A 24,720-nucleotide genomic window follows, 5' to 3' on the forward strand; every position below is an offset into this window, starting at 1 on the left:
TTAACATGCTAAATTCATGTCGTGGGTGCCATACGCAATTAGGTAGTACTAAAAAAGATACCGGTGTCAATTTTGCGGTTTTTGCACCGAATGCAACTCAAGTGTATTTGTGTCTTTTTGATGCGAGTGGTCACTCTCAGATTGCAATGATCGATATGTTTTTACATGAAGGTGGGACTTGGAGTGTATTAGTTGAGCCTTTAAAAGAGGGGGCACTCTACGGGTATCGTGTTGAAGGAGATTATGACCCTCAGTCTGGTCGGCTATTTAATATCAATAAGCTATTGATGGATCCATATGGCAAAGATTTCTTTGGAGAGTTTACGTGGAGTGAGCGTCACTTTTGTCATATGCCTGTTGGTACTATCAGTAAGTTAGACAACGCAATTGACATGCCTAAATCCAAGGTGACGGGGTTAGCTAAATACACAGAGAAAAGACCGAACCACCCTTGGTCAAAAACGGTCATCTATGAATGCCATGTCAAAGGCGCGACGTATAAGCACCCAGATGTTAATCCAGAGTTTAGAGGTAAGTTTTTAGGTCTTGCTGATCCCGCTTTTATTTCACATATTAAAAAACTGGGTATTACGACGCTTGAATTATTGCCTGTTCACGCGTTTGTCAGTGAGCAGTTTCTTACCACCAAAGGTTTGAGAAACTATTGGGGATACAATACGCTAAACTTTTTCACCCCGCATAAACCATACCTAGTTGACAATGATGTAAGTGAATTTCAGCGTATGATGGCCACGCTTCATGAGGTGGGAATTGAAGTTATATTAGATGTGGTATTTAACCATACGGCTGAAGCTGGCATTGATGGCCCAACGTTATCACTTAAAGGGTTAAATAACAGCGGTTACTATAGACACTTACCGGAAGAACCTAGTGTTTATATTAATGATACGGGCTGTGGTAACACGCTGAATATTGACGATCCAAAGACATTACAGCTGGTTTTAGATAGTTTACGCTATTGGGTCGAAGTGATGGGGGTCGACGGTTTTAGGTTTGACTTAGCGACAATTTTAGCGCGCACAAGTTATGGCTTTAATGCACATCACGCTTTTATTAACGCGATACTACAAGATCCAGTGTTAAATAAGGCCAAGCTTATTGCAGAGCCATGGGATATTGGGCCTGGTGGTTATCAATTAGGTGCATTTTTATCACCATGGCGTGAATGGAATGATAAATACCGAGATACAGTCCGACGTTTTTGGCGACAAGATGAAGGGGTACTGCCTGAACTTGCAAAGCGTGTGCATGGGTCAAACGATATTTTTGAACATAACCAACGAGGGCCGTTGAACTCCATTAACTTTATTACCAGTCACGACGGCTACACATTAGCTGACTGGGTAAGTTATGAGAATAAGCATAACTTAGCAAACGGTGAAGTTAACCGAGACGGTCATGGTGAGAATTACTCGTTCAATTGTGGCAAGGAAGGGTTCTCGACGGATATAGACATAGTAAATTTGCGTTTGAAGATGCAAAAGAACGCGCTAGTAACCTTGTTGTTGTCAAAAGGAGTGCCAATGATTGCAGCGGGCACTGAGTTTAGTCATTCTCAAGGTGGTAACAATAATGCGTATTGTCAAGATAATCGGACAAATTGGTTAGCTTGGAAGCCTTCGCAGCAGGATCACCCCCTTTCCTATTTTATTCAAGAGTTGTTGTCACTACGTAAGACATTCAGTGTATTTCAGCATGGGTTTTATGTTCACTCAGATGACAGCCGTTTTTCAGTTTGTTGGCTCGACGAAAACGGTCAACTTATGGGCGAGTCTGATTGGCACAGTGAGGGTCGTAAATGGCTCTTGTATTCGATTCAAGACCGGCAACTTGAACAAGCACTATTGATTATTTTTAATGCGCACGATATGAGCTTAGAAGCCACATTACCTTGCGCTCCATTTTCAGAACATTGGCAACTTGCATTAAGTAGTTGTGATTGCGCCAAATATGACAGTGCAGATCCTATATGCACAATCTCAGCCCAATCTAGTTGGGTATTTACATCGCTAAAAGAGGGAAACATACATGGCTAACAAAAGCACAAATGTATGCGTCGTAAAACATTGGGAAGATGCGCCAAAGCTTGATGAGAGTACGCTAAATGATGACTTAACACGTCATTTTTATTACACATTGGGGCGTGACCGTGTTGGTGAATCTCAATTGTATTTATATCATGCGTTGGCTCTGACGATTAAAGACAGAATGGTTGCACGGTGCAGGGCAACCAATTTACATTTGACGTCGAAAAAAACTAGAAAAGCGGCCTATTTATCACTCGAGTTTTTAATGGGTAGAGCATTAGGCAATGCGGTACTTAATCTTGATTTGCAAGACTCAACCGCAGAAGCGTTAAAGCAGTATTGTAGCGAGTTAGAAGTTGTTGCTGAGGCTGAACATGATGCGGGGCTTGGTAATGGCGGGTTAGGTCGGTTAGCCGCCTGTTTCTTAGATAGTTGTGCGAGCCTTGCGTTACCCGTGGTTGGCTATGGGATCAGATATGAATATGGCATGTTTAATCAGAGTATTGAAAAAGGGCATCAAATTGAGCAGCCAGATAACTGGTTACGAGAAGGTCATCCGTGGGAGTTAAGTGCACCAGACCAAGCTTGTAGAATTAAGTTTTTCGGACGTGTAGAGAGTTATAAAGACAAGCAAGGTAAAGATATAAGATGCTGGGTTGATTCTCAAGATGTTTTGGCTGTGCCGTATGACGTACCAATTCCAGGCTATAAAAATGGTGTGGTCAATACGTTAAGGCTTTGGAAGTCGGAAGCAACCGATGAATTTGACTTGAATGAATTCAATGCAGGTAGTTACTCAGAAGCTGTGGCACGAAAGAACATGGCTGAACAAATCACTATGGTGCTGTATCCAAACGACAGCAGTGAAAATGGTAAAGAACTCAGGTTACGTCAGCAGTACTTTTTATCGAGTGCTAGTTTACAAGATGTGTTGAATAAGTGGGTGAACCAATACGGCGCTGATTTTTCAGACTTTGCTGATTACCATGTCTTTCAACTCAATGACACGCATCCTAGTATTGCCGTTGCTGAATTGATGAGATTGTTAGTTGACGAATATGAGGTGGAGTGGGACAGAGCCTGGGGGATAACGACCAGTACTATGGCGTATACCAACCATACTTTGCTACCAGAAGCGTTAGAACGTTGGTCTGTGCCGCTATTTAGTAAGTTATTGCCTAGATTATTAGAGATTATTTATGAGATAAATGCTCGCTTCTTAGCGGAAGTCGCATTGCAATGGCCAGGGGATGTTGATAAACAGAGAGAGTTATCTCTAATTGAAGAGGGGGATGTCCCTCAGGTGAGAATGGCTTACTTAGCTATTGTTGGTAGCTATTCCGTCAATGGGGTCGCAGCCCTTCATACCCAATTACTCAAAGCGGGTTTGTTTAAAACTTTTAACCAATTATGGCCTGAAAAGTTTAATAATAAAACAAATGGCGTGACGCCTCGACGTTGGTTAGCACACTGTAATCCTAAATTAAGTGCATTAATATCTGAAAAGATAGGTAATGAATGGGTGGCAGACTTTGCTCAAATAGAAAAAATTAGACGTTATTATGATGACACTTCGTTTCATAAGAAATGGCGAAAAGTTAAATTAGAAAATAAAGTACAACTAACCAACTTGGTCAAGTCCAGATGTGGGGTGGAGTTTGACCCGACGATGATGTTTGACGTACAAGTAAAGCGTATTCATGAGTATAAGCGCCAACTCCTTAATATATTGCATGTAATTCACCTCTATGACCGAATATGTGCTGGAGATACACAAGGTATGACTCCCCGATGTGTCTTGATTGGAGGAAAGGCTGCACCAGGTTATTACATGGCAAAAAAAGTCATTAAGCTTATAAATAATGTGGCTGATGTCATCAATCAGGATAAACGCGCAGCGTCATTACTAAGAGTTGCCTTTTTACCTAATTATAACGTCACAGCAATGGAAACCATTTGTGCCGCGACTGATTTATCAGAGCAAATATCGACTGCTGGTAAAGAAGCGTCAGGGACAGGTAACATGAAGTTTATGATGAATGGCGCAATAACTATTGGTACGTTAGATGGCGCTAATATTGAAATTAGAGAACAAGTAGGTGCAGATAACTTTTTCTTGTTCGGTGCACAAGCAGAGCAAACAGATCAAATCCGCAGCACATATGACCCAGTCTCTATTATCACAAAAGATGAACGATTACAGCGTGTCATGACACTGCTGGAAAGTGGGCATTTCAATCTATTTGAACCTCATATTTTTGACGATGTTATTAATGCGATTAAATGTCCTACCGATCCATGGTTGGTTGCTTATGACTTTGCCAGCTATATCGATGCTCAAAGTCTCGCATCGCAAACTTACCAAGATGAAAAAACATGGACTCGCATCAGCATATTAAACACTGCGGCCAGTGGAACTTTTTCCAGTGATCGTACTATTTCGCAATATAGTAATGAAATTTGGCGACTTGAGCCAATGCAATAGCCCAGCAAAACAAGGATATATGGAGAAGATGAATGCCTAGTTACGCAAATCGCTACATAAGTAGCTTAACAAGAGAAACATACGCCCTTATTTTGGCTGGTGGCCGAGGTTCACGGTTGCACGAATTAACTAACTGGCGTGCGAAACCGGCGGTTTACTTTGGCGGTAAACACCGAATAATAGACTTTCCGTTGTCGAATTGTATCAATTCAGGGATCCGTCGTGTTGGCATTGCAACTCAGTATAAATCGCACTCTTTGATCCGCCATGTGAATAGAGCATGGGGACACTTCAAAAAAGAGCTTGGTGAATCAGTCGAAATCTTACCGGCATCTCAACGATACGGTGATGAATGGTACTGTGGTACTGCAGATGCTGTATTTCAAAATATGGATATAATTCGTCATGAGTTACCGAAATATGTGATGATTTTGTCAGGAGATCATGTTTATCGAATGGACTATGGTGCTTTGCTCGCTAAACATGTTGAAACGGGCGCTGATATGACTGTGTGTTGTATTGAAGTGGAATGTGAAGAAGCTGCAAATACCTTTGGCGTCATGACCGTGGATAAAGATAAACGTGTTAGACGCTTTGATGAAAAGCCTGCTGAACCGTCTTCTATTCCCGGCAAAGATGGCATTTGTTTAGCGTCGATGGGTAATTACGTTTTCAATACTGAGTTTTTGTTTGAGCAGTTAAAACAAGATGCTGAACGTGAAGGGTCAGGCCGTGATTTTGGTCATGATATTATTCCTGCGATCATTGAAGAACATAATGTTTTCGCTTTTCCGTTTAGAGATCCTAGTCATGAAGGGCAACCATACTGGCGTGACGTTGGTACAATTGATTCATTTTGGGAAGCGAACATGGAGCTAGTATCTCCAGAACCCCAATTAGATTTGTATGACCCTACCTGGCCGATATGGACATATCAAGAGCAGCTCCCTCCTGCTAAATTCATTTTTGACGATGAAGAACGCCGAGGGATGGCTGTGGATTCAACCGTTTCTGGAGGGTGCATTATATCAGGGTCAGTGGTACGTCGCTCGCTTTTGTTTTCGAATGTTCATGTTCACTCTTTTTGTGAAATCGAAGGAGCGGTGTTACTACCTGGGGCTATTGTAGAAAGGCATTGTAAGATTCGTAATGCAATAGTTGATCGCGGGTGTCATTTACCTGAAGGGCTGGTCATTGGATTTGATGCAGAGGAAGATCGTAAAAATGGCTTCAGAGTATCGAATAAAGGGATTGTATTGGTGACGCGTGAAATGCTCGTGGCGTATAATCAGCGCAAAGAACAAGAAGCTGATAAGCTTAAAACAGCGTAGTAAGGCAAATTATGCGGGTATTAATGGTGGCAGCGGAAAATGACCGTCTGCCAAATTGTAAAGTTGGGGGCGTTGCGGATGTTATTCGTGACATCCCATATGCTTTGGCAAAGCATCAAGTTGAGACACTTGTGGTAGTTCCCGACTATGGTCAGCCTGAATTGAATCGTAATTTTGTCGGTGACATTGCTGTACCATTTCGACAGCATCTAGAAACTGCGACATTATGGGAAGTGGAACAAGCTGATGGTGTTATCCAGTTTGTGATTTCGCATTCTTTGTTTAGTGAACATGGTGGGGCTGTTTACTGTAATGATGATGGGCAGAGGCCATTTGCAACTGACGCGACGAAGTTCGCATTTTTCAGTGCAGCGGTGAGCGAAGCGATTGAGCATGGGCTATTTGGCCACTTAGATGTATTACATTTGCATGATTGGCATGCCGCATGTGTTGCTGTACTAAAAGAGTTTAGCCCGCGCTTTGTTAAACTTAAAATGTTGAAGACGGTCTACACAGTGCATAACTTAGCTCTGCAAGGGATCAGACCTTTTAATCATGATGACTCAAGTTTAGAGGCCTGGTTTCCTACGTTAAGCTACGACGGTCAAGTGTTATGCGACCATCAATATCCACATTGTTTTAACCCAATGCGCAGTGCTATCACGCTATGCGATAAAGTACATGTTGTATCTCCAAATTATTCTGAAGAAGTACTGCGTAGCAGTGAACCCGACAGAGGTTTTTTTGGGGGAGAAGGGTTAGAACATGATATGCAGATAGCCAATCGGTACGGCAAGCTCATTGGTATTTTAAATGGGTGTGAATATCCGCAAGAGAGGAGTATTTTCAAGCCTAACGTAACTGAATTTTTGAATGCGAGTGAACGGACACTATTTGTTTGGATGGCAAGAACACAGCAATTAACATCCAGTCATTATATCGCGCATCAACGGGTTAAATCGTGGTTAACGACACCTTCTTCAGGACCGCTTATCACAAGTGTTGGGCGGTTGACCGATCAAAAAGCGTTGCTGTTGCGCCAAGCAACAGAGGCCGGGATTGTTCTCGATGAATTAGCGAAAATTACAGCGCGAAGTTCTGGGCGTTTGATTGTGCTTGGTTCGGGCGATGCGCACTTAGAATATGTGTTTACTCAAGCTATGGCGCGTAACGAAAATTTGCTGTTTTTAAATGGCTATGGACAGTCTCTGGGCGATATGTTGTATGATATTGGAGACTTATTTTTGATGCCAAGCTCTTTTGAGCCATGCGGTATAAGTCAGATGCTGGCCATGCGCTCTGGGCAGCCTTGTTTAGTGCATCAGGTTGGTGGCCTCAGCGATACCGTTGCACACCTCGAAAGTGGCTTTGTGTTTTCGGGAGAAGATTTGCATCAGCAGAAAGCGCAGCTGCTGAACATGTTCACTCAAGCATTAGAGTTATACGATAATGATATTAATCGATATGACCAAATACGTGACGGTGCACAAGCAAAAAGATTTGAATGGGATAATGTGGCATTGAGTTACATCAATAGCTTATATACACATTAAGCACTCGAGCTTTAGTAATTTTTTAAAAAGCAGGCGATTCGCCTGCTTTTTGCATTTGTACTGCTATATTTACTTCATGGTGCAATTTTGTTGAGTAATCTCTTTGTTCTATATGAATTTTAATCATTTATGGTTAAAATAATATTAATATTACAGACCAAAGTGCTATCTCCTGGGTAGTGTGCAGCAAGGAGCCACCATTTGAAGGTATTTGTAGCTAGGCAAGCTATTTTTAATAGAAAGAAACAGGTCGTGGCATACGAGTTGTTATTTCGTGATGGAACAAGTAACAGTTTTCCTAATGTAAGCGACGATGCTGCAACCGCAAAACTTATCATGGACAATCAATTAAACCTTGGCACGCGTTATCTGACGTCTGGGAAAAAGGCACTTATTAATATAGGACCTGATTCTTTAACAAAGGAATTAGCTCAATTCTTGCCCGCTCATGACGTTATTTTAGAGCTATTAGAAACCATAGAACCGACAATTGAAAACTATGAATATGTCAGAGAGTTGTTCCATAACAACTATAGACTCGCACTAGACGATTTTGAGTATACCAAAGAGTGGGAACCATTTCTTAAGCTCGTTCGATTAGTCAAATTCGATATTATGCAAAACCCATTGGCGTCTATAGAAGATCTAGTTGATAATTTTAAGCAACGAAAAAATATGAAATTATTAGCGGAAAAAGTAGAAACCGAAGAAGAGTTTTTACAAGCAAAAAGTATGGGGTTTCATTTTTTTCAGGGGTATTTTTTCGCAAAGCCTAGAGTGATTGAACAAAATGACATTGAAATTAACTATGCGGTCGCTATGTTAATTTATGCGGAGGTGCTTAAGCCGCATATGAATATGTCAAGGGTGGCTGAGTTGTTTGCACAAGATACGGCGCTTGCTTATAAGCTGTTACGGTTACTAAACTCTGGCGTTTTTCCAATAAAAAACAAAATAGAGTCGTTAAAGCAGGCCTTGGTTTATTTGGGTAACGAGCGAACAAAAAAGTTCGTTGGGTTAATTATGACAGCCCATATTGCAGAAGGTAAGCCTACAGAATTGACAAGGCTCAGTATTGTTCGGTCAAGATTTTGTGAGTTAATTGCTAAAAAGCTCAGCCCGAATATAGCAGGAATGAGCTTTTTAACGGGGCTCTTTTCTTTATTAGACGCTATTTTAGATAAGCCAATGAACCAAGTCGTAACGCGATTACCTTTTCCTGAACCGCTAAAAGAGGCTTTGATTGGTGAGCCTAATTCACTGTATTATATATTGAATGTTGTAAGAGCGTACGAGTCTGGTAGTTGGTGGCAACTACAAGAAGCATGTACATTGATCAACATGGAGGACGATTGTTTACCAGAATTCCATGCCTCAGCAATAAGTTGGGCAGATATGTATAAAGATAGAGTTGGTTAATGCAAAGAAATACAAATTTAGATGTTATACGAGGTATTGCTGTATTAGGGCTCTTATTTCTCAATATATACTATTTTGCAATTTTTGAGACCGGATATATAAACTTAGCCATCGTTCCCTTATCAGACACTGTAATCGATTGGATGAATGCGCTGTTGTTTGATGGACGTTTTAGAAGTTTATTTTGTTTATTGTTTGGTGCTGCTTTATACATTCAAATTGAAAAATACAAAGATATAGAAAAAATAAAAACGCGCTTGTTTTGGATCGTGGTATTCGGCCTGCTACATGGCTACTTACTTTGGCCCGGAGATATATTAGTGACGTATGGGCTAGCAGGTTATTTGGCCGTGAAGTATCTTGAGGTAAGTGACCGTAAATTGATGTTACATGGTGTAGCGTATGGGGTGGGTGGTGTTACCATGATGCTGTTACTCGGTTCAATTGATATTGCTGAGCCTGTGATTAGAGGAAGTGAGGCATATTATAAGGTGATTGATGATTTACCCCGAGATGCACTTGGCCATTTTATTCATAATGGCGTGTTCTATTCAATAATGTTGTTAGTTACGCCTTTGATAACGCTTTGGTACAGCCTTGGTATAATGCTCGCTGGAATATACTGTTTTAAAACCGGGGTATTTGACGTTGGTTTGCCAAAAAGGCTAGTGCCTCTGGCCTGGTTAATTGTCGTGCTATTATCGATTGTAACTATGTATCTCAAAGTCATTAATATATACGCATTATCTGTATTACTAGATAGTGTCATTTGGTTGAATGCATTTGTTTGTGCCTTATTAATGATACATGGGGTGGTTAGGTTGAGACTGAAAGGGTTTACTTTCAGGTGGCTGCAAGGTGTAGGCAGGCTAGCTTTGACTTGCTATATTTCTCAATCATTATTAGCCGTTAGCTTTTTTTACTGGTTAGCACCAAGTGCCTATGAGCAATACACACGAGTAGAGTACTTTGCCGTTGCGGTGTTGTTGACTTTGATCCAGCTCCTATTGGCACCGATATATTTACGATTTTTTAGTCAGGGCCCGCTTGAGTATATGCTTCGAAAACTATGTGCTATGAAGCAAGAGAGGCAGTATGTTTAAGATAATTGGACGAGTTTTATTGATTTTTTTGTTAGTAACCGTGGCGATGGGTGCAAAAGCAAAAAGTGATTTTTCTGTGTTGTTTGTTAACCCATCTGTGTCTGGTGAACCCTTTTGGCAAAAAGTACAAACCATTACGGAGCAAACGGCTTCCCAGCTAAATATAAAAATTGACACAATATATGGAGAAGGAAATAGGCATATTCAGTTGGCTGAGTTAAAGAAATATTTAAGCTATCGTGCGACACCTGATTACGTTATTTTAATGAACTACCCAGGGGGGGCTGAAGCAACCCTTGATCTGTTGAACAAATATGGAATTAATTTTATAACGTTAGAACAAACAATTACTGGGCCAGAAAGAAGCTCTATAGGTATGCCGAAAGGGCGCTATAAGACGTGGCTTGGTGAAGTTTATCATGATAATTACGATGCCGGTTGGCGTTTGGCTGAAGCGTTGGTCAATGACACAGGCTTAGCAAAAGGTGATATAGCGGCATTGATAATAAACGGTCACTATGGGTCTGAGTCTGATGTGAGAAGCGAAGGGGCAAATGATTTTTTTGCTAAGCAAAAAATTACAGTACATCAACAAGTACATGCCAGCTGGTCAAAAGAGCAAGCGTATGACAAAACAAAAAAGCTGTTATCTCGTTATCCAAATACCAATTTAATATGGACGGCATCTGATTTAATGGCAATGGGCGCTTTAACAGGAGTGAAAGCGTCTAAATTGGAGCATTCAGTGGCAATTGGTGGATTTGATTGGCTAGGGGATGCGATAGATCTTGTTGGTAATGGTGGGATGAGCGCGACAATTGGCGGCCACTTTATGATGGGAGGATGGGCGCTTGTCACCCTTAGCGACCACTTTCACAAACACCCATTTTGGGTTGAAAATTCATCTTTAACTTTTAGGCTTGGCGTCATAAGTCGACAAAATTTGGATGATTACCGCTGGATAGTATATTCCCCTGATTGGTCTCTTATTGACTACAAAGCAATGAGTCTAATTGGTACAGATAAAGTTGACTATGGATTTAATTTATCACAGTTACAGCGAAGTGCAGAAAAATAGGAAATTTAGTATCGGTTAGTTTAAAATACGTTTTTTTCTGTCGTTAAGAGTAAAAAGTGACACAATTAACCCGCCTAAATAAATATATAAGCGAAACGGGATTTTGCTCTCGTAGAGAAGCCGACAAACTCATAGAGTCAGGCAGAGTTAGGGTTAATAACGCTCAACCTGAAATGGGACAAAAAGTCAGTGATTTAGATGTCATCACAGTAGATGGCAAGTCTTTGAAAGAAAAGCCAAAGCGCGTATATATTGCATATAATAAGCCGGTAGGCATAACATGTACGACTGAGCGTAAAATCAGAAGTAATATTGTAAATGCTATCAATTACCCCGAAAGAATTTTTCCAATTGGCCGATTAGACCGACCTTCAGAAGGCTTAATATTTTTAACCAATGAAGGTGACATCGTTAACAAAATTTTGCGAGCCGGTAATAATCATGAAAAAGAGTATGTTGTATCGGTTGATAGACCTATCAACAGCCGTTTCATTGAGCGTATGGCGGGTGGCATCCCGATCCTTGATACGGTTACGAAAAAATGTCACGTTAAAAAAATAGGTGATAGAGAGTTTACTATTGTCTTAACGCAAGGTTTAAATCGCCAGATCCGTCGAATGTGCGAGTACTTAGGTTACGAGGTGGTGACTCTAAAGCGTGTTCGCATCATGAACGTTAAATTAGACGGGTTGCGGTCAGGCCAATGGCGCCATTTAAGCGAAAGGGAAATGCATGAAATTAACAGCTCAATTGCGTCGTCGGCAAAAACAGAAGAAGGTTCGCTCGATCCTAATAAGAGGCCAGAAAGAAGCCTAAAAGCAGAATTACAGAGCTCTGCGGAAAAACCGAAGCAGCGAGATAAATCTGAATTCACCAAAAAGCATAAACCACAGAAAAATAGTGATAGGTCAAAAGAGCGTTTTAAAACAGATAAACCAGTTCAAAAGAGTCACAGAAATAGTAAGCCATCAGCGAATAGTAAGCCTGCACGCCGAAAAGGTGGCACGTTATCTTTGAAGAAGTAATAAGTTATTTGGCAAAAAATAAACTACACAGTCAGTCAGAAGGGTCGACTCTTCTGACTGTTAAATTGGCCTCACTTTTATGGCATGTTGCTATGGTTAGGTCTGTTAACAGTCTATGTGACTTATTGCCTAGTTAACCTCAGCTCTGGATAAGCGAATTTGCCCAATAAAGCTATTTTTCTCACTCTCGGCGTTGCTTTCATTTGTAATAGCCCGCTATTACTGCATAAAAGCGCCTTGATATTGAGCAAAATATCATCATTGGATTGTAGTTAAGTCTGTTTTCAAAACATTTTCTATTCCAAAACACTTATCCAAACCTGAGGTTAGTTAGGGGAAGTTGCAAAAGCTCTCCATATATTAGTTATTTACCTAGTAAATTAACCATTCATTTATCGTGATCTCTAGTCAGCTTTTTCATCGAAGTGACAGTTAATGTTCGCACCCTAATTATTGATTTAGCATGTAATAATTAGAATGCGACTCTAGAAAACAGAGTGTTCTAAATTTAAACCTTGATCGATGTTTGTTTGATCCCAAATAACAAACAGTACATAACGGGAATAACGATTAGGGTAAGTATGGTCGCGAACCCTAAGCCAAACATAATCGTCACTGCCATTGATTTGAAGAACACGTCAAACAATAAGGGGATCATCCCCAAAATAGTGGTTATCGCTGCCATTGAAACAGGTCTAACACGACTTACGCCGGAATCAAATACCGCGGCATAGGGCGCCTTACCTTCTTTTATTTCAAGGTTGATTTGGTCAACTAATACAATCCCGTTTTTGATTAACATGCCTGATAAGCTAAGTAAGCCGAGCAATGCCATAAAACTAAACGGTGCGTTTAGTGATACTAAGCCCGCGGTTACGCCAATGATAGCAAGAGGAACGGTAGACCAAATCACCAGAGGCTGTTTTAGTGAGTTGAATAACATGACAGTGATCATGAACATCGCAAGGTAACCCAGTGGGAGTGAGCCAAAAATAGCGGTTTTTGCTTTTGAAGAAGACTCGAATTCACCACCCCAATTCATTTCATATCCGTTGGGGAGTGGAATATTCTCTATATCCCCCCTTACTCGTGCAAATAGCTTAGCGGGTGTTTCATCACCAATTACGTCATGATCAGCCATTACCGTGATAGTACGTTTACGATCACGACGCATTATCAGCGGGTCTTCCCATAATACTCTAAATTCATCTACAACCTGTGTGACGGGCACATAGACGTTGAGTACTGGGCTAAAAATTTGCAGATCACTTAGGTTCTCGACATTTTTACGTTCTTCTTCTGTCGAACGAGCAACAATGGGCAACAGTTGTGTACCATCTCGATATAATCCGACTTTATTACCTGAAATACTGGTAAGCAGCAGCTGATCAAGATCTGATTTACTAATACCTAAACGACGAGCTTTTTGTTCATTAAACTCAGGACGTATTACTTTAGTGCGTTGCCGCCAATCATCGCGAATATTAAATGCATTGGCATCATTCGAAAATATAGCTTGTGCCTTTGCTGATAATTGTCTGAGTACAACCGGATCAGGACCGGAAAAACGCGCTTCTATTTTTGCATTCGTAGATGGACCAATTTCCATTCGTTTGATTTTAAGTGTACCGGAAAGAGGATGCTGTTGTTCAAATACTCGGAGTTTTGCAATCATTTCGGCAACTGCGTCACGGTCTTTTACTCGAACAATCAATTGACCATACGCATCATATTGTTTTTCAGGAGAATAGGTAAGCATAAACCTTGGCGCACCTTGTCCTATTGTCGATGTTACTTCAAGAACGAGGTCATCGCTTTGTAAAAAAGACTCAATGTCTGCCAAGTTGTCAGAGGTGCTTCGAATATCAGCACCTTGGTAATGCCAGTAATCAACATAAAACATCGGTGTATTAGATGCGGGGAAAAATGACTGTTTGACTGATTTGAACCCTACAACTGATGCCGCTAACAGTAAAATCATTAGAGCTAATGTTAATAGTCTAAATTTCAATGCAGTTGAAAGAAGGACTTTATAAAAATTAAAAATTATACCTTGATAGGGGTCATCATTGCTATTAGCTTGATTTGTAGGAGTCTCTTTAAAGAGCAAGTTGGCAAAAAAAGGTGTTAACGTAATCGCTGTAACCCAACTTAGTAGCAAAGATATAAGAAGTACCCAAAATAGAGATCCTGCAAACTCACCGCTGGCGTCGCTACTGAGTCCTATTGGAGCAAATGCAGTAATACCGATAATCGTTGCGCCGAGCAATGGCCACTTTGTTTGCTGCACGATGTTAACAGCTGCACGCATCTTAGTTTGCCCACGTTTTAAATTTATCAAGATACCTTCTGTGACTACTATCGCGTTATCAACAAGCATACCAAGGGCTATGATCAATGCACCCAGAGAGATCCGCTGCAGGTCAATAGCAAACAGTTTCATAAAAATAAAGGTGCCCAGTACAGTGAGTAATAACACTGCACCGATAAGCAGTCCGCTTTTTACGCCCATAAAAATCAATAAAACGAATATTACAATTGCAATGGCTTCTATCAGGCTGACAATAAAGCCATCGACAGATTGTTGTACTTCGTTTGGTTGATGATATACGGTGTTAATCTCCATACCATGTGGCCGTTGATATTCTAAGTCGGTTAGATGGCGTTCCATTGCGCGGCCAATATCAACAACATTAACTCCAGAGCTAAACGACACACCAACAAGCAGAGCGCGTTGTTCATTAAACCGAGTTATGTGTTTAGGTACTTCAGCATATTCTCGGCTGACTGTTGCCACATCACCTAAATAGATTAACTCTTTAGACCCAGGCTTTGAGATTAAAAGGTGTTCCAGTTCTTTCACGTCTTGGAATTCACCAGTAGGATGAAGCCTTATAGACTCATCACCGACACGTATTTTTCCTGCATTAGATACACTGTTTTGTGATTGTAATAAAGAGAATATTCTTGAAGGTGCAATACCTAATTGTGAGAGTTTTTGAGTAGCAATCTCAACGATAACTTGAGCTTGTTGCTCTCCAGCCACAGTGACTTTACTCACGCCGTTTACTAATACGAGTTCTCGTTTTAGATAGTCAACATAATCTTTTAACTCATCGTATGAATACCCATCACCAGTGACAGCATACATAACGCCATATACATCGGCAAAATCATCTATCACTTTTGGTGAATATACACCTGGGGGTAAATTGTTTTGTAAATCGTTGACTTTTCTACGCAACTCATCCCATATTTGTTTAAGGTCATCTTTTCTATACGTGCTCTTCATCTCTACAGAAATCTGAGACTTTCCTGCAGAGGATATAGAGGTAACATAATCCACGTATGGCAACTGTTGAATCGCATTTTCTATAGGAAAGGTGACTTCTTCTTCAACTTGTTGTGGTGATGCGCCAGGGTACAATGTGACCACCATGGCTTTTTTTAGCGTGAATTCAGGGTCTTCTAGTTGACCAAGTCCGAAGTATGAAACCGTACCTGCTAAAAGGAGCAATAGAGCAAACATCCAACTAATCACGCTATTTTCGATAGACCATTTTGCTAGGCTCATCGTTATAACCCTCGCTCTTTAGCCCAAGGGCGAACCTTCAATCCCTGTGTTAGGTGATGCACACCGGCACCCACGACAATATCGGTGGTTGATAAGCCTGACAATATTTCAATACCTTGGTCATACATATCACCCACCACAACAGGCTGTTTGCTTATAGTGCTCGTGTGTTCATCGAATAACCAGACAAAAGAATTATTATCTTTTGGTTGTGTTTGCTCTGAAAATACCGCTTCTACAGGAACAAACAATTTCCTCGCAGGTAATTTAGTGATTTTACTATGGTCTATGTATACATGTCCGGTCATGCCCGCCAGTAAGTTAAAATCAGTTGGGATCGGTAGCGTAAATACGACTTTGTAGCTTAACGTTGATGGATCCGCTTGTGTGTCCCATTCTTTTATTGTTAAACGGTATGACTTAGATGGGAACCCGTCAAAGACAACATTAGGATGATAATCTAACTCTTTGTTAACCCTCGCCACTAATTTTTCAGGCACCTGAATAATAACATCCATCATGTCACGGGTTTCTAGACGTAGAATGTTTTGTTTTGCGACAACATTTTCAAAATTCTTGACGAAAACTTTTGCAACGGTTCCACTAAACGGTGCTTTTAATTCTGAGTTTTCTAAATTAGTTTTAGCAATTTTAAATGCGGACTCTGCGACTTGTTTATTCGCGAGCGCTTGGTCATATTCTGACTTGGATGTTATTGACCTATCATATAAAGACTTAACTCGGTCGAGTTGTGATACAGCGAGGTCATACTGTGCGCTACGTTGTTCATACTGAAGTTGTAAATCTTCCGGATCGAGTTTTGCCAATAACTGGCCTTTTTGCACTTCTTGTCCTGCAAGTACTGGAAACTCAAGTAGTTCACCATTGACTCTAAATGCAAGGTAAGAGCCCTGGTTAGCAACAACTTCTGCAGGAAAACTTCTCACCGTACTGTGCTGTGAGTCTATCACTGAAACCAGTTTCACAGGGCGAATAATATCAGCTATGTTACTTTGCTCAGGTGCATCTTGACAGCCGGTTAAAAAGAGTAAAATAGACGCAACGGCGGTAAGTTTTAGCATGGGTAAAACTCCATCTTTATTTAGAAGTATCAAACATTGTGGTGCACAATATAGAAAAGGACGATAAAATAAAAATTATATAATATTTTAATCTATATAAATTTAATTTATGAAGATATCAGACATAGAAATGCTACATGTTGTTGCTCATTCAAATAGCTTGAATGAGGCTGCCTGTAAGTTGTTTAAGACACAGCCTGCTATTACACAGGCAATGAAGAGGTTAGAAAGCCAATTAGGGTTTAAGTTATTTGATAGGCAAAACTATCGGATAACACTGACCGAGCAGGGGAGGCGATTTTATTCTGAGTCGATAAAATTACTGGGTGTGAGAGACGACCTGCAAATTATGGCAGATGAATTTTCGTCGGGTAATGAGGCAAATCTCACTATATGCTATGAACCTTTATGTCACCAAAATGGTTATAATCGAGTGATAGCATCAATTTTTAAACGCTTTACTCAAACTGAAATTGCAATCACGAGTGGAAAACGTTTTGCTGCATTGGAGCAAGTGAATTCGGGGGTAGCTGACTTAGGAATTGGCCCATGGTTTGATTTATTTCATGCCACGGGGGATTTAGAGTCTATCGCCATCGGCGAGTTTAAATTGGGCTTGGTGGCTAAAAAAGGCCTACTTCCCACGTCGTTAACCTATGATGAGTTAGCACATTATCCTTGCTTAGCTATGTTTGAAAGCGGCTTTGACTTTGATAGTGAACGATTAGCTTATGCACGAGGGAGCAATATTATGAAACTGGATGATATTGCATCTATAAAGTCGTTTTTATTGTCTGGATTGGGCTTTGCAATGATCAGTTTAAGCCATTGCCAAAATGAAATTGATACGGGCGTTTTGGAGCAAATACACGTTTTGGACAGGCAAGACTCTTTTACAGCAGGCATACATGTGTTTAGGCAACATAGTAAACATCATGGGCCAGTAGCTAGGTCAATATGGTCAGAGTTTAAACTATTAGGAGAGGCATATGCAGGATGAACATAAACAGCGCTTGTTTACCCTAATTGGTGCGATCCCAAAAGGTAAAGTTGCCGCATATGGACAGTTGGCAAATTTAGCGGGATTGCCGCGCCAAGCCCGCGCGGTTGGTCGTTTACTAAAAGAGTTACCCAGAGGTAGTGCACTTCCTTGGTATCGAGTAGTAAATAGCCAAGGCAAGATTTCATTTCCTTATGGCTCGAAAAAGTACGTTGAGCAGAAAGAACATTTGGAACTTGAAGGGATAGTTTTTATCAAAGACAAAATTAACATGCGAATTTACCAGTGGGGCTGACTCTTAGCAAACCATGGACTGATCGGGTTTAGTAACCAAGACGTATTGAATTACATATTTTTTTAACTACAGCATGTTTATGAACCGAGCAATCTTCCCATTACCTGTTTTTCTTTTACCGCAAGGGTACACGCGTTTGCGGATATTTGAAGACAGGTATATGAAAATGGTAAAAAACGCGTTGCTTCAGAATACGGGGTTTGTGCTGTGCACCGTGGCTGGATTTACTGATGATACATTATTAAATGAAGGTGTTTACGTAGAAATTGTAGATTTTTCACAAGATGATGCGGGGCAGCTTTTAATAGACGTGTATGCACGTAATAGAGTTAAAATTAAAAATGTTCACCAGGACGAGACTGGCCTTAGGCATGGTGACATTAGAGTGATAGATGATCCGTTATGGCTCTATAAAGAAGATGAAGTATCCGAGTTTGATGCGACGTTGTCTTCTATGTTGGAAAGTATTTTTAAACGGCACCCACACTTAGATTCTTTGTATCAAGAAAAATCATTCACCAGACCTGTTTGGGTTGCTTCCAGATGGCTAGAACTCTTGCCTATGGAGACAAGTCAGAAAGAAAAACTTAAGTCAGCACAGAGCTTTGACCAAGTTACTAACTTCCTTCATACTATTTTAATTGAAGCAGAGTGATCGGTTTGATTTGGTTGTACGTAATGTATGTCAATTAGAGGTTAAACGGGGCATAAGTTATGGTTAGCCAATCACCGACTACAGCTGTATCGCTAAAGTCTGGGCAAAACAAAAATATGGACGATACACCTACACAAGCGTTATCGGAGGCACTTGTAGAAGTGGCTGACCAGCGTGATAAAGTAGCGTTCGCTACGCTATTTAAGTACTTTGCACCAAAAATAAAGCGGTTTGGTGTAAAACAATATGGTTCAGAAGCAATGGCAATGGAACTCGTGCAGGATACTATGACATCGGTTTGGCGGAAGGCTCACTTGTATAACAAGGACAAGGGCGCAGCAACGACGTGGGTTTACACTGTGATGAGAAATGCTTCGTTTGACGCTCTTCGCAAGATTAAGAGTAAAAAGGAAGACCACATTAGTGAAGAAATTTGGCCTACTCTGCAAGAGAGTCAATCATATGATGATGGCTTTAGAGATCATTTGCAGGATAAGCAGATACAGAAGTATATAAGTTGTCTGCCAGCCGCGCAGCAGGAAGTTGTTAAGGGCGTTTATTTTCAAGAGATGTCACAAGAGCAATTGGCTGAACAATTGAACATTCCAGTCGGTACCGTCAAATCGCGTTTACGTTTAGCGCTACAAAAATTAAGAGCAGAAATGGGAGATAGCCATGATTAAACATCACCCAACAGCAGAGATGTTAATGCAGTTTTCACAAGGCACACTACCTGAATCGTTGAGTATTGCTATTTCTGCCCATGTTGAAATGTGTCCGTGTTGCGCAAAGCAGGTAGCGAAAAATGAAGCGTCATGTAGTCAAGAGATGTTTTCAGATACAGATGGGTTGGACTTAGACTTCGACTTTTCACAAATGATCTCTGATATAACTGAAGACAAGACAGTTGATCTTGTAAAACAGTACGAACATGAGCTTATAGAGTATCAGGGGTCTAGGGCCGTTGTTCCAAGAGCCATAGCAAGCCTATCTCGTTCAGGGTTTTCACACGTAGGTAAATTAGCGAGATCTCGGCTTGATTTAGGTGATGGCGATGTTAGGGCTAGTTTATTACAGATAGCGCCAGGCGGTGAGATACCCAATCATACACATACTGGGTTTGAATTAACGTTATTGTTGGATGGCAGTTTTGAAGATGAATCTGGTAGCTATGTTGCTGGCGATTTCATTTGGTTAGACGGCCGACACACACATACTCCTAAGACTCAGGATGGCTGCTTGTGCTTTACACTGGTTAATAGTGCACTACATTTTAACAAGGGCTTGAGCAAGTTGTTGAACCCAATTGGTAATTTAATCTACTAGGAGAGTGAATATGCGGACTTTCGAATCACCAATACAAATTGGTATTAGCGCATGTTTAGCTGGAGATAAGGTGCGCTTCGATACAGGTCACAAGCGCTCTAACTTCTGTATGGATGAGCTTGGTAACTATGTAGAATATAAAAAGTTCTGTCCAGAGGTTGCGGTTGGAATGTCAATACCGCGCGCTACAATTCGACAGGTTAGGGTTGGGGATACAATCAAAGTATGCCGACCAGACGGGTCTGGGGAAGTAGGCGAAAAGTTGACTGAATATGGTAAGAGAGTTGCTCACGAGCAAGCAAAGGAATTATCTGGCTTTGTATTTTGCGCCAAAAGTCCTAGTTGCGGTATGGAGAGAGTAAAGGTCTACAACGAAGCTGGAACAGGTAACTCCTCAGAGGGCGTTGGCTTTTTTGCAGCTCAAGTGATGAAGCACAATCCGAACCTGCCGTGTGAAGAAAACGGTAGGTTGAGTGATCCACATCTGAGGGAGAACTTTGTCACTCGCGTCTACGTGTACAAGCATTGGCAAGAATTAAACCTCGATCGTGTTGGTGTTCATGAGCTCACTCAGTTCCATGCGCAGCACAAGTATTTGTTGATGAGTCACAATTATGAATCATACAAATCGCTTGGTAAGCTGTTAGGTCATGCAGCAGGACGAGATCTTGATGAAGTTAAAGAAGAGTATATCGGCGGGTTGATGAAGGGGTTGGCTCGGCCTGCGTCTCGGAAAAACCAGGCAAACACGCTAAGTCATTTGCAGGGCTATTTTAAAAACTCTCTGTCTAAGGTTGAAAAGCATGAGATGTGTGAGGCGATTGAACATTACCGAGCAGGCATAGTCCCTTTATATGTACCGCTGACACTGATCAAGCACCACTTGACTGTACACAGTAATGAGTACTTGGCGAAACAGGTGTATTTTAACCCTTATCCGAATGAATTAAAGTTGAGGTTTGGTATTTAATGAAAATAGCATTTTGGTTTCGACGAGATTTACGTTATTTCGGAAATGAAGCCTTTATTGAAGCAGTTGAAAACGGCGCCCAAGTGGCGCTGTTTTTTATGTGTGAACAGCAATGGCGAGACAAGCATAGGATGGCGCCAATACAATTAGATTTGATTAAAAGACGAGTTGCTTATTTGGGGAATAAGCTCGCACAATTTGGGATCAAGATGCACATAGAGGTGGTCGATTCATTTAGCGACATACCAGCACGATTACAAGCAGTTTGCGCGTCATATCAAATAGAAGAGGTCTATGCGAATAAAGAATATGAAGTGAATGAACGCGCTCGTGACAGCGAGTGTATGTCGATTGGTATCACCCTGACGTTATTTGATGGAGATGTAATAGCTAAACCTGGATCTGTGCTGACTAAAAATGATGAAATGTTTAAGGTTTTTACGCCTTTTAAAAAAGCATGGCTAAAGTTATTTGAACGCCAGCAATTTATTATCCCTCGCTGGCCTTTAGAAGATAAAATGATTACTGCATTAAGGTGGTCTATCCCAGAATGCTTAATTGGCGATAGCAGCTCTATTAAATGGCCAGTAGACGATGAAAGTTTAGCTGGTGTTGCGAGTCACTTTGTTGCTACTAAGTGTGTTAGTTATCACGCTCAGCGAGATATTCCTAGTATAAAAGGGACATCGGGGTTAAGCCCATACTTGGCTATTGGCGCTATATCTGTGAAGCAGTTGTTAGCTGAAGTGCAGTGTCATTATCCTGATATTTTGCAAACACCCAGTAGGGAAGAGTTTACCTGGATAAACGAGTTAATTTGGCGTGAGTTTTATCGTCACTTGATTGTTGCGTACCCGAGCCTATGCAAATACAAAAACTTTAATAAAAAGTATGATGCAGTAATGTGGAATGAAGATGAAGAATTATTTCACGCCTGGTGCCGAGGTGAGACAGGCTACCCGATTGTAGATGCAGCAATGCGGCAGCTTAATCAAACTGGGTGGATGCACAATCGATTACGTATGATCGTCGCAAGTTTTTTAACAAAGCATTTGTTGGTTGATTGGCGAAAAGGCGAACGCTACTTCATGGAAAAGCTCATAGATGGAGACTTGGCGAGTAATAATGGAGGTTGGCAATGGGCAGCAAGCACAGGATGCGACGCTCAGCCATATTTCAGGATTTTTAATCCTATTACTCAAAGCAAAAAGTTTGATCCTGACGGTGATTTCATTCGTACCTATGTGCCAGAACTCGCTGATGTGCCAAGTAAATTTATTCATTTTCCTCACGAGTTTATAACCTTGGCATCATCTATTAATTATTTACCAGCGATTGTTGAGCATAAAGAGGCAAGGCAACGCGCATTGGACGCATTTAAGGTTTAGTATGGAGCCTATTTTAGAGAAGTTTATTGGTATGTATGATGTTTTAAGGGCCGATAATTTATCTGTTCTTGCTGATGTATATCATCCAGATATTGTATTTATCGACCCGCTTCATGTTGTCGAAGGGCTCGATGAGCTAACAGAGTATTTTCAACATCTTTATGTCAATGTTCAATCTATAGAATTTGATATAACAGACCGTTATATAAAAGATAATAACGGGTTTGTTTATTGGCAAATGCGTTATTGCCACCCAAAACTGAATTCAGGTAACGAAATCGTAGTAGACGGACATAGTAAACTTACTTTTTTGGGTGGAAAAGTTGCACATCATAGAGATTACTTTGACGTTGGTTCGCTTCTGTATCGGCAGATCCCTATCCTTGGCTATTTGGTTAAGTTAGTTGATAGAAGGGCTGCAGACGCATGAAAAAAATACTAATAACCGGCGCGACCTCTGGTATAGGAAAGGGACTGGTAGAGATTTACCAAGAGCATGCGCATGTTTATGCGTGTGGGAGAAATGCCGAAGTACTGAGTCGTTATAATGCGCATGATAATATAACGCCGCTGCAATTTGATGTAACTGATATAGACGATATAAAACTGAAAACAGCATCAATAGACAGCATAGACATCTTAGTTTTAAATGCAGGAAATTGTGAATATATTGATGATGCCCGTAATTTCGATAGTGTGCTATTTGAGCGAGTTGTTCGTGTCAACCTTTTATCTATTGGTTACTGCTTAGATGTATTGCTGAGAAAGGTTAAACCAGGAGGGCAGCTAGTTATAGTAAGTTCCAGTGCAGCGTTTTTAGCTCTGCCGCGCGCGCAGGCTTATGGTGCATCAAAAGCCGCAGCGACGTATTTGGCACAAACGTTGGCGGTCGACTTAAAGGATATAGATGTCAGCGTTGTACATCCTGGTTTTGTCAAAACCCCTTTAACAGACAAGAACGATTTCCCCATGCCGATGGCTGTCACAGTTGATGAAGCAGCCATATATATAAAAAAAGGCGTTGAAAAGCGCAAAAGAGACATACACTTCCCTAAACGATTTACAATAATAATGAAGTTATTCCAATTGTTACCATTTGGTATGTGGAAAGTAATAGCTAAAGGATTATCACGATGAATAATATAGCAATAATTGGTTCTGGCATATCGGGTATGACAGCTGCCTACCTTTTAAGCAAGGAAAATAAAGTCACTGTATTTGAGAAAAATGATTATATTGGTGGACATACTGCGACAGTCGACGTTGAAGTAGAAGGTAAGGAGTATGCGGTTGATACTGGGTTTATTGTATTTAATGACCGTACTTACCCTAAATTCGAAAAACTACTGAGTGAAATTGGTGTCTCTAGGCAACCAACGCAAATGAGCTTTAGTGTTCAAAATACACAGACTAAGTTTGAGTATAACGGCCATACTCTCGCATCACTTTTCGCACAAAAGCGAAATATAGTGCGACCTAAGTTTTGGCGCTTATTGTATGATATCGTGCGCTTTAATAAGGTGTGTAAGACACTTTTTGCGCATAAGCAATATGGTGACCTATCTACTTTGGGCGAGCTTTTAAATCATCATGGTTTTAATGACTTCTTCAAAACGCACTATATATTGCCCATGGGCGCTGCTATATGGTCAACAAGTATTAAGGAAATGGAGGATTTTGAAATAGAATTCTTTGTTAAATTTTTCTTTAATCACGGATTATTAGACATCACAAATAGACCGCAGTGGTATGTAATTCCAGGTGGTTCTCGCTCTTATATTAAGCCACTAGTAGATACGTTCAAAGATAACATTCAGTTAAATGCAGACATAAAAACCGTGCGGCGTAATGAAGACGGCGTTGTGATCATAATGGCTGATGGGACTGAGCATGTATTCGACAAAGTGGTATTTGCATGCCACTCGGACCAAGCGCTTGCTCTATTAGAGAACCCTTCTACTGATGAGTGTAAAGTATTAGGCAGTATTCCATATACTGAGAATTCAGTCATTTTACATACTGACCAAGCGATGTTGCCAAAGAGACATGCTGCATGGGCAAGCTGGAACTATTATCTTGATGGAGCCATTGATAACGCCGCGGTTGTAACTTATCAAATGAATATTTTACAAGGGATTGAGAGCAAAACCCCATTTTGTGTCACGCTTAACTACGAAAAAGGGATAGATGAGAGTAAGGTGCTTCGTAAATTTAAATATCACCACCCAGTATTTAATCAAATAAGTATCGAGGCACAAAAGCAAAAACCATTGATTGATGGTAAACAACACAGTTATTTTTGCGGAGCATATTGGTTTAATGGGTTCCACGAAGATGGCGTGAAAAGTGCCGTAGACGTTGCAAAGCAATTCGGGATCGATTTTTGAC

20 protein-coding genes are annotated in these 24,720 nt (G+C 40.8%); 18 read left to right on the forward strand and 2 right to left on the reverse strand.

What is annotated here, in order from left to right; genetic code table 11:
• The first annotated feature begins 5 nt into the window (after positions 1 to 5).
• The 8 genes from glgX (at position 6) to rluF (ending at position 12,042) form a co-directional block, all read left to right on the forward strand.
• A complete protein-coding gene (gene glgX / locus BGP78_RS19400) occupies positions 6 to 2,057 on the forward strand; it encodes a glycogen debranching protein GlgX (protein ID WP_119862934.1) in 2,052 nt (683 codons plus the stop codon).
• Positions 2,050 to 4,533, forward strand: coding sequence for a glycogen/starch/alpha-glucan phosphorylase (locus tag BGP78_RS19405; protein ID WP_119862935.1), 2,484 nt, complete (start codon positions 2,050 to 2,052; stop codon positions 4,531 to 4,533). Before glgX ends, BGP78_RS19405 begins: the two co-directional genes overlap by 8 nt.
• A gap of 32 nt (positions 4,534 to 4,565) precedes the next feature.
• Complete coding sequence (gene glgC, locus BGP78_RS19410) at positions 4,566 to 5,864, forward strand: glucose-1-phosphate adenylyltransferase (protein ID WP_119862936.1); 1,299 nt, start codon at positions 4,566 to 4,568, stop codon at positions 5,862 to 5,864.
• Between the two features lie 11 nt (positions 5,865 to 5,875).
• The gene (locus tag BGP78_RS19415) at positions 5,876 to 7,417 is read left to right on the forward strand and encodes a glycogen synthase (protein ID WP_119862937.1); all 1,542 of its coding nucleotides are present in this window, start codon (positions 5,876 to 5,878) and stop codon (positions 7,415 to 7,417) included.
• Positions 7,418 to 7,618: 201 nt separating this feature from the next.
• Complete coding sequence (locus tag BGP78_RS19420; RefSeq protein WP_119862938.1) at positions 7,619 to 8,836, forward strand: EAL and HDOD domain-containing protein; 1,218 nt, start codon at positions 7,619 to 7,621, stop codon at positions 8,834 to 8,836.
• Positions 8,836 to 9,939 (forward strand): DUF418 domain-containing protein, encoded by a 1,104-nt coding sequence (locus tag BGP78_RS19425; RefSeq protein WP_119862939.1) that lies wholly within the window; start codon positions 8,836 to 8,838, stop codon positions 9,937 to 9,939. The genes BGP78_RS19420 and BGP78_RS19425 overlap by 1 nt, the downstream gene beginning before the upstream one ends.
• Positions 9,932 to 11,017, forward strand: a complete 1,086-nt coding sequence (locus BGP78_RS19430) for an ABC transporter substrate-binding protein (RefSeq protein ID WP_119862940.1) — start codon at positions 9,932 to 9,934, stop codon at positions 11,015 to 11,017. The genes BGP78_RS19425 and BGP78_RS19430 overlap by 8 nt, the downstream gene beginning before the upstream one ends.
• A 56-nt stretch (positions 11,018 to 11,073) precedes the next feature.
• Complete coding sequence (gene rluF / locus BGP78_RS19435; RefSeq protein ID WP_119862941.1) at positions 11,074 to 12,042, forward strand: 23S rRNA pseudouridine(2604) synthase RluF; 969 nt, start codon at positions 11,074 to 11,076, stop codon at positions 12,040 to 12,042.
• A 508-nt stretch (positions 12,043 to 12,550) separates the two neighbouring features.
• Here rluF and BGP78_RS19440 read toward each other — a convergent pair.
• Both BGP78_RS19440 and BGP78_RS19445 read right to left on the reverse strand, forming a co-directional pair.
• A complete protein-coding gene (locus tag BGP78_RS19440) occupies positions 12,551 to 15,616 on the reverse strand; it encodes an efflux RND transporter permease subunit (protein WP_119862942.1) in 3,066 nt (1,021 codons plus the stop codon).
• A gap of 2 nt (positions 15,617 to 15,618) precedes the next feature.
• On the reverse strand, positions 15,619 to 16,698 hold the full coding sequence (locus BGP78_RS19445) for an efflux RND transporter periplasmic adaptor subunit (RefSeq protein ID WP_119862943.1): 1,080 nt from the start codon (positions 16,696 to 16,698) through the stop codon (positions 15,619 to 15,621).
• A gap of 109 nt (positions 16,699 to 16,807) precedes the next feature.
• Here BGP78_RS19445 and BGP78_RS19450 point away from each other — a divergent pair, with 109 nt between their 5' ends.
• From BGP78_RS19450 to BGP78_RS19495, 10 genes are all read left to right on the forward strand, one after another.
• Positions 16,808 to 17,698, forward strand: coding sequence for a LysR family transcriptional regulator (locus tag BGP78_RS19450; protein ID WP_119862944.1), 891 nt, complete (start codon positions 16,808 to 16,810; stop codon positions 17,696 to 17,698).
• The gene (locus tag BGP78_RS19455) at positions 17,688 to 17,993 is read left to right on the forward strand and encodes an MGMT family protein (RefSeq protein ID WP_119862945.1); all 306 of its coding nucleotides are present in this window, start codon (positions 17,688 to 17,690) and stop codon (positions 17,991 to 17,993) included. The genes BGP78_RS19450 and BGP78_RS19455 overlap by 11 nt, the downstream gene beginning before the upstream one ends.
• A gap of 79 nt (positions 17,994 to 18,072) precedes the next feature.
• Complete coding sequence (locus BGP78_RS19460) at positions 18,073 to 18,648, forward strand: LON peptidase substrate-binding domain-containing protein (protein WP_119862946.1); 576 nt, start codon at positions 18,073 to 18,075, stop codon at positions 18,646 to 18,648.
• 59 nt (positions 18,649 to 18,707) lie between these two features.
• Positions 18,708 to 19,331 carry a sigma-70 family RNA polymerase sigma factor gene (locus tag BGP78_RS19465; protein WP_119862947.1) on the forward strand — a complete coding sequence of 208 codons (624 nt, stop codon included), beginning with the start codon at positions 18,708 to 18,710 and terminating at the stop codon, positions 19,329 to 19,331.
• Positions 19,324 to 19,974: a ChrR family anti-sigma-E factor gene (locus BGP78_RS19470; protein ID WP_119862948.1), complete on the forward strand. Its 651-nt coding sequence runs from the start codon at positions 19,324 to 19,326 to the stop codon at positions 19,972 to 19,974. Before BGP78_RS19465 ends, BGP78_RS19470 begins: the two co-directional genes overlap by 8 nt.
• Before the next feature lie 10 nt (positions 19,975 to 19,984).
• Complete coding sequence (locus BGP78_RS19475; RefSeq protein WP_119862949.1) at positions 19,985 to 20,944, forward strand: DUF523 and DUF1722 domain-containing protein; 960 nt, start codon at positions 19,985 to 19,987, stop codon at positions 20,942 to 20,944.
• Entirely contained in the window at positions 20,944 to 22,332 is a 1,389-nt protein-coding gene (gene phrB, locus BGP78_RS19480; protein ID WP_119862950.1) for a deoxyribodipyrimidine photo-lyase, read from the forward strand. The genes BGP78_RS19475 and phrB overlap by 1 nt, the downstream gene beginning before the upstream one ends.
• Before the next feature lies 1 nt (position 22,333).
• The gene (locus tag BGP78_RS19485) at positions 22,334 to 22,762 is read left to right on the forward strand and encodes a nuclear transport factor 2 family protein (RefSeq protein WP_119862951.1); all 429 of its coding nucleotides are present in this window, start codon (positions 22,334 to 22,336) and stop codon (positions 22,760 to 22,762) included.
• Positions 22,759 to 23,469 (forward strand): SDR family NAD(P)-dependent oxidoreductase, encoded by a 711-nt coding sequence (locus tag BGP78_RS19490; RefSeq protein WP_119862952.1) that lies wholly within the window; start codon positions 22,759 to 22,761, stop codon positions 23,467 to 23,469. Before BGP78_RS19485 ends, BGP78_RS19490 begins: the two co-directional genes overlap by 4 nt.
• Positions 23,466 to 24,719 carry an NAD(P)/FAD-dependent oxidoreductase gene (locus BGP78_RS19495; protein ID WP_119862953.1) on the forward strand — a complete coding sequence of 418 codons (1,254 nt, stop codon included), beginning with the start codon at positions 23,466 to 23,468 and terminating at the stop codon, positions 24,717 to 24,719. The genes BGP78_RS19490 and BGP78_RS19495 overlap by 4 nt, the downstream gene beginning before the upstream one ends.
• Position 24,720 lies beyond the last annotated feature (1 nt).

Source organism: Pseudoalteromonas sp. MSK9-3 (assembly GCF_003590335.1).
In the GTDB taxonomy this organism is placed as follows: domain Bacteria; phylum Pseudomonadota; class Gammaproteobacteria; order Enterobacterales; family Alteromonadaceae; genus Pseudoalteromonas.